Annotated in this window: 11 protein-coding genes and 3 pseudogenes; 8 read left to right on the top strand and 6 right to left on the bottom strand. The window is 46.7% G+C overall.

The genetic code is table 11. The features are described from left to right. Positions 1-37: 37 nt before the first annotated feature. The 3 genes and pseudogenes from FDX01_RS05175 to FDX01_RS05165 form a co-directional block, all read right to left on the bottom strand. On the bottom strand, positions 38-2185 hold the full coding sequence (locus FDX01_RS05175; protein ID WP_137399355.1) for an autotransporter outer membrane beta-barrel domain-containing protein: 2148 nt from the start codon (positions 2183-2185) through the stop codon (positions 38-40). Beyond that, positions 2178-3424: pseudogene (locus FDX01_RS05170) on the bottom strand (autotransporter strand-loop-strand O-heptosyltransferase). The gene FDX01_RS05175 and the pseudogene FDX01_RS05170 overlap by 8 nt, the downstream one beginning before the upstream one ends. A gap of 202 nt (positions 3425-3626) precedes the next feature. Next, positions 3627-3947, bottom strand: a complete 321-nt coding sequence (locus FDX01_RS05165; protein ID WP_249360876.1) for an adhesin biosynthesis transcription regulatory family protein — start codon at positions 3945-3947, stop codon at positions 3627-3629. An 846-nt stretch (positions 3948-4793) separates the two neighbouring features. On the opposite strand from FDX01_RS05165, the pseudogene FDX01_RS05160 reads away from it, so the two are divergent. Both FDX01_RS05160 and FDX01_RS05155 read left to right on the top strand, forming a co-directional pair. Continuing rightward, a pseudogene (locus tag FDX01_RS05160) lies at positions 4794-4964 on the top strand (NADP-dependent isocitrate dehydrogenase); the annotation flags it as partial. A gap of 308 nt (positions 4965-5272) precedes the next feature. Then, complete coding sequence (locus FDX01_RS05155) at positions 5273-6280, top strand: capsular biosynthesis protein (RefSeq protein WP_137399352.1); 1008 nt, start codon at positions 5273-5275, stop codon at positions 6278-6280. A 60-nt stretch (positions 6281-6340) separates the two neighbouring features. Here FDX01_RS05155 and yibB read toward each other — a convergent pair. From yibB to FDX01_RS05140, 3 genes and pseudogenes are all read right to left on the bottom strand, one after another. Beyond that, positions 6341-7199, bottom strand: a pseudogene (yibB, locus tag FDX01_RS05150) (protein YibB). 169 nt (positions 7200-7368) lie between these two features. Further along, positions 7369-8406, bottom strand: a complete 1038-nt coding sequence (locus FDX01_RS05145; protein ID WP_170974758.1) for a glycosyltransferase — start codon at positions 8404-8406, stop codon at positions 7369-7371. A gap of 601 nt (positions 8407-9007) precedes the next feature. Further along, a complete protein-coding gene (locus tag FDX01_RS05140) occupies positions 9008-11095 on the bottom strand; it encodes a TonB-dependent receptor (RefSeq protein ID WP_137399350.1) in 2088 nt (695 codons plus the stop codon). A gap of 435 nt (positions 11096-11530) precedes the next feature. Here FDX01_RS05140 and FDX01_RS05135 point away from each other — a divergent pair, with 435 nt between their 5' ends. From FDX01_RS05135 to zinT, 6 genes are all read left to right on the top strand, one after another. Beyond that, positions 11531-13117, top strand: a complete 1587-nt coding sequence (locus FDX01_RS05135; RefSeq protein ID WP_137399349.1) for an ABC transporter substrate-binding protein — start codon at positions 11531-11533, stop codon at positions 13115-13117. Next, positions 13117-14091, top strand: a complete 975-nt coding sequence (locus FDX01_RS05130) for an ABC transporter permease (RefSeq protein WP_137399348.1) — start codon at positions 13117-13119, stop codon at positions 14089-14091. Before FDX01_RS05135 ends, FDX01_RS05130 begins: the two co-directional genes overlap by 1 nt. Then, positions 14081-14893, top strand: a complete 813-nt coding sequence (locus tag FDX01_RS05125) for an ABC transporter permease (RefSeq protein WP_137399347.1) — start codon at positions 14081-14083, stop codon at positions 14891-14893. The genes FDX01_RS05130 and FDX01_RS05125 overlap by 11 nt, the downstream gene beginning before the upstream one ends. Further along, positions 14887-15681 (top strand): ATP-binding cassette domain-containing protein, encoded by a 795-nt coding sequence (locus tag FDX01_RS05120; RefSeq protein ID WP_096757336.1) that lies wholly within the window; start codon positions 14887-14889, stop codon positions 15679-15681. The genes FDX01_RS05125 and FDX01_RS05120 overlap by 7 nt, the downstream gene beginning before the upstream one ends. After that, a complete protein-coding gene (locus FDX01_RS05115) occupies positions 15665-16255 on the top strand; it encodes an ATP-binding cassette domain-containing protein (protein ID WP_115258711.1) in 591 nt (196 codons plus the stop codon). Before FDX01_RS05120 ends, FDX01_RS05115 begins: the two co-directional genes overlap by 17 nt. A gap of 117 nt (positions 16256-16372) precedes the next feature. Beyond that, complete coding sequence (gene zinT, locus FDX01_RS05110) at positions 16373-17023, top strand: metal-binding protein ZinT (protein ID WP_115258710.1); 651 nt, start codon at positions 16373-16375, stop codon at positions 17021-17023. Positions 17024-17029: the final 6 nt, after the last annotated feature.

Genomic DNA, 17029 nt, shown 5'->3' with positions numbered 1-17029 from the left:
AGACAGCCACAGATGTGGCTGTCGTTTCCATCCCTGGTTAGAAGTTGATGCGGAAACCTACGCTACCGGTTACCGGAGACTCGATATTCTCTCCTTTCTGGTAGTTTGCCTCAGCCCACACCCCTGCGTTTGGTGTCAACTGGGCACTCACCCCGACACCGTATTTACCTGTCGTGCCTGAGATATCGTTGGTAAAGTCATAGCGGTTGTTGATCTGCACCTTGTTGTTGTCCGAAAACTCGTGGCTGACCGCAGCCTTGAGGTACGGTTTGACTGTTTTTCCGGCAACGTCAAGATTCATACCCAGATTCACACCGGTCTCGGCCTGCAAAGACTTGGTTGCCCCGATGCTGGCTTTCATGCCGTTATTCAGGCTGATATCCTTCTCATCTGCCCGGAACGCCGTTGTCCGAACGTATGGCTGCGCCCATGTATTCTCATTCAGGCTGAAGGTCTTACCAGCTTCGAGACTGCCGCCAAAACCATTCTGGCTGTAATCTCCCTTCACCGCCGAGCCGTCACTCATCCAAGTGCGCAGCTCATTACTAAAGCGGTTGAATTTTATAACCCCGTCCACGTAGTAGCCGTCATTATCAAACCAGGTTGCGTACAAACCACCGCCTGTGCTGTCGATAGTACTTTTTCCACCACGGGCATGTTTAATGCTGTTGTCGGTGTAAGAGAAGAAAGCACCCACAGCTAAATGGCTGTCACCCAGCTCAAAGACCTTGTCGCCACCAGTTTCGAAACCGTTCTGGGTCAGAGAATAGCCCGAGCTGGCCCCGCCGCTGATGCGGTTATCTGACCCTGTATAACGGCCCCATACTCCTCCTGGTGCACGGGTGTTCTGCATCACGTCACCGTGACGGAAACGCAGATTCTGCAGTTCGCTGTTGAAGACGTATGCCGGTGCTGTCGCCATGCCCAGTACCGCGTCGGCAGATTTTGTTGTGCGATGTGCAGGAGACGGCACACCTGCATCCGGGTTACCTGCATCCGGGGTGGTCGGCGGAGTAATCGGAGGTGGGGTGTCAGTCTTCAGATACCAGTTGGTATTTTCCTTGCTCAGGCTGTATTCCCAGGTACCAGCATCGACTTTCCCGCCTTTCAGGGTAAACGCGGCGTCACCGCCACCGGTCTGCACCACCTGAAGTGGCGCACCAGCGGATACTGGCTCCCGGCCGGTATTTTTGATATCCAGCACAAAGTTACCACTGGCGTTGCCCGCGACATTCAGCATATCTCCGGTATGCGACGCGATATCAGTGTTCATCCGGAACGTCCCGCTACCCGACAGGCTCCCGAGCGACAGCGAAACCGCCTGGAAGGCTGGTGTCAGACGCGTGGTTGTTGACGGACGGAAATCAACGGTCCCGTTATCCAGCGTTAATGCGCCGACAGTGGAGTCACCATCGAGATGCCAGACAGATGCACCTTTAATCGCCATGTCACCTGCGCCGGTGCTGTCTCCTGCAACGTTCCCCGTCAGGATAGTCCCGTTATCCAGAGTCAGGGTGGTGCCTGATTGTGTCGTCACATTGGCTTTAGCCTGAAGGGCATCCATCGTCATGGCACCGCCACTCTTAAGGACAATCCCACCGTCCTGAGACAACAGACCGCTGAAGCGGGTGTTTCCGCCTTCCTGTGTCAGGGTACCGGTCCCCGTCAGGGTACCTGCGAAGGCTGCAGCACTGTTGTTGAGGTAGTACAGGTTACCTTCATTTGTGACTACGTCACCGACCAGCGTCCCTTTATCAGTCAGGGTGGTGGTGCCGTAGAGCACACCGCCGCTGCGAACATCCAGCGTCCCGCCGCTGTTGATGGTGGTACTAGTGGCGCTTCCTCCGCTGGAAACAGACTGATACCCACCGTTATTAATGATGGTGTCCGTGGCACTGCCGCCGCTGGAAACAAGCTGAACCCCGCCGTAGTTAATGGTGGTATTTGTTGCAGTATCATTAGCACCCAGGACCATGGATGAGCTTGTTCCGCCACTCCCCAGCGTCTGATTGTCATGGGGAGTCGCCAGTACGGGCTGTGACGGCATAAGCAGGCCCGCAATCAGCCCTGCCAGCGCGGTACGCTTGATTTGACGAGGGCGTCGGCCCCCTTTACGGGTCAGTTCTGAGGTTACGACCCACGTTCCTGTGGATTCATTCCAGACAGTGTTATAGACCTTATTCATTGCTTACTCCTTTTTTCAGGGTGGCCTCAACACCCTGTTCAGTTAAAGAACGGTGAAGTTTATTGATGACGCCATTGACCTGGGCGCCGGTTATCAGTCGGGTACATTCAAATTGCCGGTCGGTGTTTTTATGTCTCGGGCACCACAGAAAATCGTGGTGGTCAAAATTCAGCGATGTATCGTCCCAGCATCCATAGCATCCATAGCATCCATAGCATCCATAGCATCCATAGCAGCCATGGGGGTTAAATACCCGCCACGGGGTATAAAATTCGCTGTTCGGGAGGCTGAAGCCACTTATCAGCACCACCGGAATACGGGCAGCCCATGACAGGCCGCTTGGCAGGCCAATGAAGAAGCTGGCATGGCGCAGGAGGTTCACCCGTTCCTGAAGGGGGAGCTTGCCGGTAAAGTCTTCGGCTCCCCAGGGAATGTGATTCCAGACAAAACCCTGGCCATAATGGGCATCCCGGTCAATGCACAGCACCCGGTAACCCAGTGATTTCAGGTGTGCGACAACCTCACTCCAGCCGGTGCCGTTGTTCCAGTACTTCGCCTGACAGGTGGACTGTGTGGCGATACACACATAAGGCTCCTGAATAACCCGGGGTGCAGACAAGTCAAGCCGGACGGGGGATTCACGCGGGTCAACGCCCAGAATGTAGCCTGCAGAACGATGGAAACCGACTTTGCGAAAATCCACGGGCTGATTATCGGTATCGCCACCAAAGTAGATACCTACGCGGTAAGTTGCGTAAGGCGCTACCGTGCGTGGATTATCCGGCGTGGAAAACTGAATCTGCGGGTACTGAGGTGCCAGCAGGTCGATAATGTCCTGTGCCATCGTGCATTCCAGCTGGCACTTGTGCAGAGTCTGGAAGCGTTCGACATAAGGAAACCAGCCGAGCAGGTCGCCTAACGTCCCGGTGGGGAATGAAATCAGCACAGGCCGGTCTTTTAATTTCAGGGTTTCATCCAGCAGGGGAGTCTCTTCCCCCTGACGGAATACCTGAATGCGGAAGCGCACAAAATATTTCTTACTACTGGTCACCCACCCGTTATCTGCATCGCAGCAGAAAAGAATGTTATCGGAGTCGGCATCAAGCAAACGTACGTGCCATTTCCCTTCAGGAAGCAGAACACGAGCTCATCATTAAAATCATAAAAGATATTTTCAGGTCCGGCCTGCGTTGGAATATCAGGCGGAGGGATAAAAAATGTATTCTTCAGCGTTGACATATTCCCCACCTTAAAAAATATATAAGCGTTGAAAAGTACAGAAATCATTAAGTATTAGTTGCGGAAAGCTGGCAAACGTATCCGCATACCTCATGCGCCCCAGGATGTGTAATGATTTTAATATTGTCTACCGGTTACAAATTTGAGATGCTTTTAAAACTCACTGCATTACTCGAAAATATTGAATGGTTACGCAGGGAATTCATTCGGTTGTTTCGTTTTTTGACATCTTATAATAATTAAGTAGCGCATTAACAACCTGGATGACATGCTCAAATCTGCTGATGCATACCCCAAAGTAGCCATTGCTAACACCATGTTTATCGCAACAGTTAGATCTTGGGCGATTCAATACAAAATAATCGTGCAACGCCCTGATGATTTTATCGCTGCGGATGGGTGTCAGTTCGATCAGAAACCAGAACTCATCATCAGACATATTTCCTGAAGGAAGAATATGATTCTTTTTTTCCAGGAAAGAGCCCTGCTGAGGTTGCTGGCTATGTTCTTTTATGTATTCCACCTTCGTCTCCATTAAGCATTATCTAATTCATAACAAGGACTATCATCATTAAAAACAATACCATCCGGGAGCGATTAGAAGTATACCAAAGTGAAATTCAAGAAAAAACAAAAATGAGTGGTGCAAAAATCTGAAATAATCAATTATTATATATTTTTATGCTAAGTAATATTAATTGTAAAGAATGTTATCTTGCGAAAATGCATTTTATTAGAATGATTCTCTTTTTTTAACAATGTTGAATTTGTTTTGTTTTTTTAAATTAGCAGCATTTCAAATATGGCTTATCTATGAAAATGGTAAATAATGTGATTATTTGTTGAGATATCATCAGATGCTTAATTTTCTCAAGGAACAATGTTGCGTTAAACTATATAGCGTTGTATTAACTATTTTCACAATTTAACAAAGAAATCTTCAGGGGATTACCAAACCGTGCAGGGTGATAAGTACGACAATTCCAACCACGTCACTGCTTTGACTAAACGTGTTTAATTGCTGATATGAATATATACTGACCTTCAGCGATGAAGATTACTCCCCAACGACAGAGTGTGGAGGTTTAAATAACTTCATAGGAACTGCGCCACTCCTGGAGTTAACAGGAGATGAATCTTATGGCGCAGCACTTAACTTAATGAAATATACGAATTGGAAGTGGGGTTCAAAAACCTTTTTGAATCTGTCATTTTCACAAAGAAAGTAATTGCTGATGTCAGAAAGTGGTTATCAAAACAAGATGTTCATTAAGTATAATCAATTGCTTACGTGATATTCAAAACGCGAGGTGAAAACACGAATTATGAGTTTTTTACTTAAAAAATAATGCTTCATGAGTGATTTAATGAAATACTGCTTCGCCACATGGGTTGGGGAGAAGCGGCTGACCTGATCGTTAAAGGTATGAGCGTTGCGATCAACGCGAAAACCGTCACTTACGATTTCGAACGTCTGATGGACGGCGCTAAACTGCTGAAATGTTCAGAGTTTGGTGACGCGATCATCGAAAACATGTAATCCAGACTCTGGGTTGTGTGAGAACGGGGAGCCTAATGATTCCCGTTTTTTTTAGATATCTGCCAAAAATTCCATATATTAATACAGCGTCATTTCCCTGTAATTTGAATGCTTAATATTAAGTGTTATTTAATTATTTTGTTACAATGTAAATCGTTTTGCAACATTGTTTGTAATGTTGAGGTATATGAGGTTATGAAGGCGGTCAAATAATTGATAAATAATTATTCCGATGCCTCGATTAGTCCAAAAAACATACTTGAACTTCGATATTCTCCAGAAAAATATTATGTTCTGGATAAATATAAATGAGCGATGTTGATTTTGTCGTCCTGTGGGTTGACTCATGCGATCCAACCTGGCAGGCAAGTTTTTCACAATTTAAAGGTGAGGGGATACATAGCGCAAGTGCGATTCATCCATCGCGATTTAGAGATATGGGGATTTTTAATTACTGGTTCAGATGTGTAGAAAATTATGCACCATGGGTAAGAAAGATACACTTGGTTACCTGTGGGCATATTCCATCATGGATTGATACAAAGAATAAAAAATTGAATGTTGTATTTCATAGTGATTTTATTCCAGAGGAATACTTACCAACTTTTAATTCCAATACTATTGAGTTAAATCTCCATAGGATTAAAGGGCTTAGTGAGAAATTTGTTTTATTTAACGATGATACATTTGTTACCGCCCCAATAAAAGAAAGTTTTTATTTTGAAGATGGCTACCCTAATGATTATTTAATTATAAAAAGAACATCTCCAAAGAACAAAGAAGATATAGTAATGGCTTCATCTGATTTTCTAAATTTAAGTGTTGTAAATAGTCATTTTAATAAAAAGATTGCAATGCAAGAGAATAAAAGTAAATACTATAATATGCGCTATGGTCGACGTATTGTGAAGAACTTTTCAAGCAGGAAAGAACGTTTTTTTGAGGGGTTTTATAATCGACATCTACCGCAACCATTTCTGAAAAGTACTTTTAATGAACTATGGTCACTTGAAGAAAATTTATTAATAAAAGCGTCAAGTGAAAAATTTCGTGCGCCATTATGTTTAACACAATATTTAATTAGATATTGGCAGTTAGCTAGTGGGTTATTTAACCCAAGAAATCCTAAAGAAAGAGGTATGTATTTTAACTTATCATCTGAGAATATTAATGACGCCATTAAAACATTATCAGATGGTACGCCACAAACTTGCTTTAATGATACGGAAAATTTAATTGATTTCGATGGGGTGATAATGGTTTTAAGAGAAGCGTTTGATAAAAAACTAAGTCTGAAATCAAGTTTTGAAATTTAATGCATTTTAGGGCGCTGGCATAAGTCAGCGTCCTAATTTCATTTAATACAATTATAAGAATTATTTACCACGCAAAAATACTTTACATCGCAATAATAAAGTATTTAAATCTTTTTTACCAAACATTTTAAATAAATACAACCATCTGTTTTTACCAAGGTGATTTAATTTTATTAACTGTGGTTTTAAATAATAGCACATAATAAATATACCTTGATCGTCATCGACAATTTTCTGCTTTAAGGTTTTTATTTGGCAACGAGAAACCAGATTGTAAAATTCAAGCCATTTATCTTGAGTCGCAACAATAGCACCGCCAATAATAAATGAGCGATTTTTAATCATGTAATCGTAGACTTGATCAATGCTTTTAGGATTTAACCATCTTTTGATAGTAAACAGATTTACTTTATCATTATCAAAAGGATAGTTCCATTGAGTTAGACCTCTTGTTATTTCTGGTGTGCGGCAATAGCCGAAATCGACCCATGCAACCATTTTATTGCTGACAAGTTTGAGATCAATGGCTTTTTTTATGAAATATGATTTCAGGTTGCAAACTAGTACATAGTCGGCAGACCAATATTCGGGATTTCTCAACTGACGTTCTTCAATTTTTGACTTGAATTCGTCACTTTCCTGAATGTTACTAATTATTTTTTTTGATATTTTTAAATTTATTATTGATGTCGAGAGTGACAACGGTAGTACGTTTTCCATCTCTTATTTTTTCAATTTCAGGCTTTAAATCACTTGAGGTAAAAATGATCATTTCGTTTTCAAGAGTAGATAGATTCTTAAAATATTCGATATAAGTCTCAGATTTTCTCTCTAGGTAAGGTGCAAAACCTTTTTCACTGGTCCAATTTCCTCGTCCAATATCGAAAAAGGCTGTAACTATAGTAATAGATGAATTCATTTCCTTCAATCCGTTTGTCTTATGCTAACAAGGTGCTGATAGATTCTATCAAGCAATAATAAAAACAAGAAGATAAAATGTAAAGTTTATAGTGTAGGCATTTTATGAATGAATATACATATTGTATGTGGATTTTAACTGGATTATGACTTGCGAGTTAGTTGACTTGTCATTTTTTACTTTCTTTTTTATAAGGAATGATGATTTTATACTTTAAAAGGTTTTTTATTTTATTTAATTGGCAATGTAAGTGTATGTATTTTATTTTTATTTTTATACTGAATTTAAACGTTCCAATAAAAGGGGTAATAGCTATTCTTAAGTTATTGCACTGCTCTTTGTTAAGGAAGTAATAGCCATGTTTTTGGGTGCTAATTCTTCTGACTAGTCCGTATGTTAAATAAACTGCAGGTGCAATAATATCAATATTACAATTGGATTGCTGCTGGAGGATTTTCTTAAATACAGTTAATGCATGAATTGCATCATCAATATTTTTCATGGATGGAGTGAATGTTATACTCCCCTCTCTAACACGGTACAGTAGTAATTCTTTCTTAATGCTACGTATCTTACTAGATGCAAGGTAAATAAATGGAATCGTCGCTATATCCTCATAGTTTCTACCTGCAGGAAAGCGTAGTGTATTAAACAGTTCTTTTTTATAAACTCTGGACCAAGCAAACCATTCATTTTTCTTAAATGTTTCTTTTAAGTCTCTAATTGATGACGTTTTTGATAAGCCATCCATCGAGACAATTGATACAGTAGTTCTTTTCTCCGTGTTGCCATCATAAAATCTGGCTGCATCAAATTCAACTAAATCAACATCAAGATCTTGTATTGCGTTTTTTATTGTTTCCCAGAAGGATGGTGCCCAAAGATCATCGCCATCCAAAAATGCCAAGTAATTTCCTGATGCTAAAGTAATTCCAACATTTCTGGCAGCAGAAAGTCCTTGGTTTTTCTGTGATATGACTTTGATCGATTTATCTTTATAATTATTTGAAAAGTTGTTTATAATGTTCAATGAGTTATCAGTTGAACCATCATTGATAATAATAATTTCTACAGCATTGCAAATTTGCTTGCATACAGATTGCAAACAGTCATGAATATATTGTTCGCAATTGTAGCAAGGAATTATAACGCTTAGCAAAAAAATATTTTGAGGAAGGGTTGGATTAGTGTCATCTATATTTTCCATCGAACAAAACTCCATTTTACTAATAATATATGACTCTTCTTTATAAAAATACTATGTTTTATATTATCGAGTTATCTTATGACGATTTTCATGTCTTTACACTCATTTAACAATCGACATTCACTTTTAGTGATGCTTTTGTACAGTGTTGTTTTTGCCATGTCAACAAACTGTGCTAGCGTCCCTGTGTTTTTGATATCCCGAGGATAACTGTGTACAAATACACAACATTACTACGTTTATCTGTCGTGTAAGAAACCCTGACACTTACCATCGACTGGACTATAGAACTGTACAATATAAAAGGTCAATGAATATCTTGTGAATAGATAGGATAATCATAAGTTTCCGGGTGGGAATGTACTTATCAGGTGCCACGAAATCTAGTCCTGACTCTATTTACGATATGCACATCTCTTGTGCATTGGGAGGGAAATTACCCCCACCATACAACCATAATTAAGAGGCGATATTATTAGATTATGATGGATAATTACTGAATCCACATGTTAAATATTGTGATTGAGAAAACATTGGATGTGAGTATCGTGTTTATTGTCCGGGCTATATCTAATCGCCCGGACAACAAATAAAAAACCAATTAGAACTGGTAGTTTAACGACACCCAGTAGTTGCGACCCGGATTGACGTATCCGGTTGTGGATTGTGCGGTCTGGAAGTAGTCGCCCGCGTAGGTGCTGCTGCGGCCAACCTGATACAGAGTGACGTCGCTAAAGTCTTTATCCAACACGTTATTTATCGCCGTATTCAGCGTCAGTTCTTTGGTCAGCTTATAGGACATGCCCATATCGAGAACGGTCCAGGCTTTTAAATTGGCCCCTTTATCATCGTACACGGCTTTTTGGACTGCACTAAGGTTGTCATAGTTTTCGGTAAAGCGTGGGGCTTTACCACGATAGCGTGCGCTTAACCAGGCATTCATATCTTCGGTTGCCTGCCAGTTCAAACGGGCGTTAGCCATATGTTTGGGGGTATAGCTCAGCGGTGCGCCTTTGTTTTCGCCATCTTTTTGTTTGCTCTGGGTATAGGTGTAGTTGAGCGATAAGCTCAGCACGTCAGACCAAAGCGGGAAGGTGCTGGCGAATTCAACGCCGTCCGTTCTCGCCTTGCCGCTGTTGGTATAGCTGTTGGTATTGTCATCGATGGAATACGAGACAATTTTATTTTTGTATTCGGTGTAGAAGCCAGTAATGTTGGCGTTCAGCCCCGCGTCGTTCTCATAGTACAATCCGGTTTCATAACTGGTGCTTTCTTCGGGTTTAAGGTCGGGGTTGCCGACCGTATTAACGGTTCCCTGAGCAGTCACACCGCTGATGCCGTTGTGCAACTGGCTGAGTGACGGGGCTTTGTATCCGGTTGTGACGCCACCTTTCAGGGTCCATTCTTCCGATACGTCCCACACCATGTAAGCTCGTGGGCTAAGGTGTCCGCCAAAGACATCGTTATGCTCATAGCGAGTGCCTGCGGTCAACGCCAGCGAGTCGAGAATATGCCACTCATCTTCCGCGTAGGTCGCCCAGGTTTTCTGGTGGAATGTCTCACCGGTATTGGCCAGCACCACCCCATCTTTCATGCGGGCATCCCAGTATTCTCCGCCGAGAGTAAGCAGATGCGAATCACCCAATGGCGTCAGCAGGACCGAGTCCAGGATGACGTTGGTATTTTTCAATTCACGAGCGTCACCGGCCCGGCCCGCGTTTTCTGGCGTGAGTGCGGATGAGACCAGTTGGCGGCCTTTGTTCTCGGTTTCATTCCAGCCCACGGAGGATTTCCAGGTACCAAATGTTAATGCGGTATCGTGACCCAGCGTGACCTTATTACGTTCATAGCGCAGGGTTTTATCGTATCCGCCGGTGAGATTACCCAACTGCCCATCATCATTGTCGTAGCGCTGTCTGGCGGAGTCGAGATCCAGCCACAGCGTATTATTTGCGCCGGTTTTCCAGTCCAGACGGGTACCGATGTTGTAGTTTTCAGATTCCGTTGGATACGGCACGCGCGTCGATGTGGTATCGCTCAGAGAGGTGACGCTGGAGCCTTGTCGTTGTGTCGTGCTGCCGCGTACCTGCATGTCCAGCACGCCAGCAATTAGCGGGCCGCTTGACCAGAAGTTGGCTACCGTGCTGTTACCCCATTTATTGCTTTCTTGCAGGTTAACGCCGGTATTAATGGACGTGCTCCATTTGTCCGTACTTCTCTTGGTAATGATGTTAACGACACCGCCGATAGCATCTGAACCGTACAGCGTCGACATGGGACCGCGGATCACTTCAATATGATCGATGGCTGCCAGCGGAGGCATAAAACTGGTGTTCATGGCAGAGAAGCCGTTGGGCGTCACGTCACTACTGCCATTTTGACGAATACCGTCTATCAGGATCAGCGTATAGCTGGCAGGCATGCCGCGAATACTGACCTCCAGACCGCCGGTTTTACCGGTGCTGCTTTCAACATCAACCCCTTCAACGGAGCGCAGGGCTTCACCTAAGTCATTATATTTATTGGTTTGTAATTCTTGTTGAGAAATAACCGACACGCTGGCAGCCGCGTTGGTGATCTTTTTTTCGTAACCCGACGCGGTCACGACCATGACATCATCGGCGAAGGCATAAGTACCGCTGAATCCAAGGCAGGACAGAACGACAGAGGCAACAGGTTTTAAACGCATAGTCAAACTTCCTTTGTTAAAAATTCAAAGGCAGTAAGATAATTGATGAAAATGATAATACAAATAATTATCATTACAAATTTACATAACTTGTCACTCTCTGTATATTTCTTGAATAAATATACATAAGTTGTCACTAATTTTAGATAGGGAGTAATGACAAAGCGCGTGAGTAGTTTTTACGGTAATTATTAATATTCATTTAATATGAGATTGAATAATAGAGAAGGAGATAAAAATCACGGCAGTGAATCACTGCACGTCGAGAGGTGAGAATTCGACAGTTGTATGATGTTTTTTTGAAATCGTCATACTTTTCTGCGCTGTATCATTTTTTTAGCCAAAGTGGTCCGCCATAATCCCTTCCCCAGGAGACCTCACAACGGGTATGTGCTGTTGTGCGGTATAAAAACAACGCAAAAGCGGGATAAGGTAATGATTAACGGCAAGCTGGCACGGTTGACGTGCGCACTGACTCTGGCATTTTCGACCTCCCTTTTCGCAGCACAACCGGCGGTGGAAGGGCAAACATTGAAACTGGCAATTGGACCCGAACCCACGGAGGGATTCGACCCAATGCTAGGCTGGAGTCACGGCAGCTATTTGCTCCTGCATGCACCTTTGTTAAAACAAAATGCCGATATGAGCTGGGGAAGCCTGCTGACGGAGAAGGTGGAAACCAGCGCTGATGGGAAAACCTGGACATTAACCTTAAAACCCGATCTTAAATTCTCTGATGGCTCCCCGCTCACGGCGGAAGATGTGGTATTTACCTTCAACAAAGCCGCGACAAGCGGTGGGAAAATCGACATGGGGAATTTCACCCATGCCCGCCTGAAAGATAATCGCACGGTAGAAATGACGCTACGCAGTCCGCAGAGTACGTTTGTGAACGTGCTGGGCTCGTTAGGCATTGTTCCGGCAAAACAATACGATGAAAAAACCTTTGCCAGAAATCCAATTGGCGCAGGCCCTTATCGGCTGGTGAGTTTTCAGCCGGGCCAACAGCTGATCGTCGAAGCGAACCCTTGGTACGCGGGTAAGAAAAATGATTTTAACCGGCTGGTGTTTGTCTTCCTGGACGAAGATAACGCTTACGCGGCCGCACGCAGTGGTCAACTGGGGCTGGTGCGTATTGCGCCATCAATGGCCGTTGCACCTCAGCAAGATAATTTGAAGCTGTGGGTTCGCAACAGCGTAGAGAACCGGGGGATCGTGTTCCCGATGGTCCCTGCGGGTAAAAAAGATGCTAACGGTTATCCGGTCGGTAACGATATAACGGCCGACGTCGCGATCAGACGGGCTATTAACTACGCCATCGATCGTAAGCAACTGGCTGAACAGGTTATGGAAGGCCACGCTATCCCGGCGTACAGCGCGGTGCAGGGACTGCCGTGGCAGGGACCGTCGGTTGCGTTTAAAGATGGCGACAGTGACAAAGCGCGCGCGCTTCTGGAACAGGCAGGCTGGAAAGTTGGCCCGGAGGGTGTGCGTGTAAAAGACGGCAAAGCAGCCCGTCTGACCTTATGGTATGCGAGCGGCGACAGTACGCGTCGTGATTTAGCCGAAGCGGTGCGTGCCATGCTCGAACCTGTTGGCATTGCGGTGTCGCTGCAATCCGGAAGCTGGGAAACCGTTGAGCGCCACATGCATTCGAATCCCACGCTGTTTGGTTGGGGGAGTTTAGATCCGATGGAGCTTTTCCATCACTACAGCGGGCAGGCCGCGGGCGTTGAGTATTACAACCCCGGTTATTACAGCAATCCTGCGGTTGAACAGCATCTCAAACAGGCCATTGATGCGCCGGACTGGCAAAAAGCAGTGCCTTTCTGGCAGCAGGTGGAGTGGGATGGCAAGCAGGGTGCAGGCGTTCAGGGTGACGCTGCGTGGGCATGGTTGCTGAATATCCAGCATACTTATCTGGCTAATCCGTGCATTGACCTGGGCAAAGGGGCGCCGGAAATTCACGGCAGCTGGTCCGTGCTCAACAATCTTGATGAATGGACCTGGACCTGCCGTTGATGAAGTCTGTTGTGGGTCATTTTCTGCGGCTGATCGTATTGTTGGTGCTGGTCGCTGCTGGCACCTTCATCTTGCTCAGCTTCTCGCCGGTCGATCCGATTCGTGCCTATATTGGTAACGATCTCCTGCATGTTCCGCCAGAACAGTATGCGCGTATCGCCGCACGCTGGGGGCTGGATCAGCCGCTGTGGGAGCGTTTCGGGCTCTGGTTTGCACGCGTCTTACAGGGTGATCTCGGGTATTCGATGCTGTTTAATGCACCGGTCGCCAGCGTGATCAAAGAGCGTTTTGCGACCTCGTTTGCTCTGCTCTGTGGCGCATGGTTGATGTCGGGGTTACTGGGTACGGCAATGGGGTTCGTTGCCGGGCGCTTCCTGAACCGCTGGCCGGATAAAATGATCTGCCGCCTCAGCTATCTGCTTTCATCGTTGCCAACCTTCTGGATAGGAATGCTGCTTCTGGCCGTGTTTGCTGTGCGCTGGCCGGTGCTCCCGGTCTGCTGCGCGTGGGAGCCTGGCAACAGTGGTGATATGGCTGGCTTCACAGAGCGTCTGCGTCATCTGATTCTTCCGGTATGTGCCCTCAGTTTATTGGGGTTAGGGCAAATTACGCTGCACACTCGAGAAAGTATCGCCAGCGTGATGAAAAGCGACTTCGTTCGCTTTGCTCGCTCGCAGGGAGACAAGGGATGGTCGCTGCTGCGCCACCAGGTCCTGCGTCATGCGATAACGCCTGCGCTGTGCCTGCAATTTGCTTCGCTTGGCGAACTTTTTGGCGGCGCATTGCTGGCAGAAAAAGTCTTTGCGTATCCCGGACTGGGGCAGGCGACCATTGATGCCGGATTACGCGGCGATGTGCCGCTGCTGATGGGGATTGTCTTGTTCAGCACCGTTCTGGTGTTCATCGGCAACTCGCTCTCTTCCTGGTTAGTCCATGTGCTAAATCGCGCGGTGGAGCGTCCAGATGCTCTATAACCCAACCCCAACGTTGATTCGCCTTCTGCTGTCTGCGGGCGGTTTACTCTTCATCGCCATTTATGGCAACGCTACGCTGGATAGCGTACTGAGCGTCAATCTGCTGGCCCGCCATCTGCCACCGGATGCGCTGCACTGGTTTGGCACCGATAATCTCGGTCGTGATTTATGGGTGCGCTGCTTTCAGGGGGCGTTAACCAGCCTGCAAATTGGTATCGGCGCGGCAGTGTGTAGCGGGGTAATTGCTTTATTGATGGCGGCGGTTTCGCGTTTGCATCCGCGCATGGATGTTCTGATGCGCTTAGTCACCGACGCGATGTTGTCGATGCCGCATCTGCTGCTGCTGATTTTGATCTGCTTTACTCTCGGCGGTGGTAAAAGTGGGGTGGTGTTGGCGGTTGCGCTGACCCATTGGCCGCGTCTGGCCTTGATCCTGCGCGCGGAGGCGGAACGCGTCGCACACAGTGACTACCTGATGCTGACCCGGCGGCTGGGACACGGGCATTTTTACTGCTGGCGTCATCACTACTTACCTGCGCTATTGCCACAATGGTTGACCGGGACGTTGTTGATGTTTCCGCACGCGGTGTTACATAGCGCGGCGTTAAGTTTTCTTGGTTTCGGGCTGGCGCCGCATGAGCCGTCGCTGGGTCTGTTGCTGGCGGATGCGCTGCGATTTATCAGCCACGGCAACTGGTGGCTGGTGCTGTTTCCGGGGTTAATGCTGTTCAGCCTGGTGATGTTATTTGATCAGTTTGCCCGGGCGGTACATCGTTTGTGGTTGAGAGGTGACGCATGTTGAGTTTACAGCAGGTCTCGCTGGACGTGGCGCGCTATCGTTGGTATGGCGCGAGAAAGTGGTCATCGCTACTCCAGGATATTTCTTTTGATATTGCCCCCGGTCAAATGGTGGCATTAGTCGGCGGCAGCGGGGAAGGTAAGAGTCTGCTGTTGCAGTGTCTGCTCGATCTGTTACCAGACAATCTGCGCGTTCAGGGCGCGATAACCCTCGATGGAAAAACGCTGGATCGTAATGACATCCGTGCATGTCGCGGCAATACCTTTAGTTATGTACCGCAAGGGGTTCAGGCGCTTAATCCACTGCTGACCATTGAAAAGCATTTGAAAAGAGCGAGTCAACTCTCCGGTCATCCCTGGGACGCGGGGAAGGTAACGCAACTTCTTGAACGGAGCCAACTGGACACCAGCGTATTAGGTGCTTTCCCGCGCCAACTGTCCGGTGGGATGGCAAAACGTGTTCTGGCGTGCCATGCGTCACTCAGTCAGGCGCGCTATATCCTTGCTGACGAAATTACCGCCTGGCTGGATGCGCCTTTGGCGAATCAACTGCTGGGGCATTTACGAGGCCTTTGCGAGCAGGGCTGTGGTGTGCTGTGGGTAACCCACGATCTCACGCTGGCTGCACGCCATGCGGACCGGATTGTTGCCCTGCATCAGGGACGGGTATCGGATAACGTGAGTCGGGAACAGCTGCTGCGTGGCGATATCAGCGAACATTTGCAGCGGCAATGGAGGGCGTTACCTGAGAGAAACCAACTATTTGGAGAGCTGAATGCTGTGCTGTCGTGATGTTGTTATACGCCAGGGCGGTAAGGTGCTGTGGCAAAACCTGACGTTCTCGCTGGCTGTCGGGGAGCGCATGGGGATTTGCGCTCCTAGCGGGACCGGGAAAACCACGTTGGGACGCGTGCTGGCTGGCTGGCAAAAACCAACCTCCGGTGAGATTTTAGTCGATGATAAACCGTTACCGGTCGGGCAATATTGCCCGGTACAACTGGTGCCGCAACATCCTGAATTGACGTTCAACCCCTGGCGAAGTACCGGTGATGCGGTGCGGGATGCCTGGCTCCCGGATGCCTCAACGCTCGCCCGTTTACATATCAATCCCGAGTGGTTAACCCGCCGACCCGGGCAGCTTTCTGGTGGTGAACTGGCGCGTATTGCGCTACTGCGCGCGCTTGATCCGCGCACGCGTTTTCTCATTGCCGATGAAATTACCGCCCAGCTTGACCCTTCTATTCAACGAGACATATGGGCGCTGCTTCTTGAAGAATGCCAGCGTCGTCCGTTAGGAATGCTCATCATCAGCCATCAGCAGGCATTGCTTGATCAGCTTTGTTCGCGAAGGTTGCCCTGGCCGTAGTCGTCCTTTCTCAGTGTGGCCGATTTATCGCTGCGGATGAATTTTGCATAACCGCGTTGATTAAATTGTTACGTTATATTATAACAATTCACTCGCAACCATATTGAGGGTGAAATTTTGGCTATTCGTTTGGAAAGACTGGCGGTTGTTTTGGGGATGCTGTTAGCCAGTAGTCAGGTACTGGCACATGGGCACCATTCCCATGGCGCACCGATGACAGAAATAGAGCAAAAAGCGTCAGAGGGCGTTTTTGATAATAGCCATGTGAAGGACAGGGCTCTGAGCGACTGGGATGGCGTGTGGCAGTCCGTTTACCCTTATCTGCAGAGCGGTGAACTGGATCCGGTATTCAAGCAGAAGGCCGAAAAGGATAAAAGTAAAACGGCGGAGGAGTATAAAACCTATTACCGCACAGGCTATGCCACTAGCGTGGACACTATCGGTATCGAGAACGGTGTGATGGAATTTCATACGGGTAATAAGGTCGCGTCGTGTAAATATGATTACGCCGGATACAAAATATTGACCTATACGTCAGGTAAGAAAGGTGTGCGGTATCTGTTTGAGTGCAAAGAGGCAAATAGTCAGGCGCCGAAATATGTTCAATTTAGCGATCATATTATCGCACCACGCAAATCGAGCCACTATCACATCTTTATGGGAAATACCTCACAGGCAGCGCTGCTTGAAGAGATGGACAACTGGCCAACCTATTATCCGTATCAGCTCAAAGCAGAAGCGGTGATTGACGAGATGCTGCATCATTAATTCCCA

It is taken from the genome of Citrobacter sp. wls613, assembly GCF_005281195.1.
Lineage (GTDB): Bacteria > Pseudomonadota > Gammaproteobacteria > Enterobacterales > Enterobacteriaceae > Citrobacter > Citrobacter gillenii.
The sequence above is the reverse complement of the archived record's forward strand: the minus strand, read 5'-3'. Positions and strand labels throughout refer to the sequence as shown.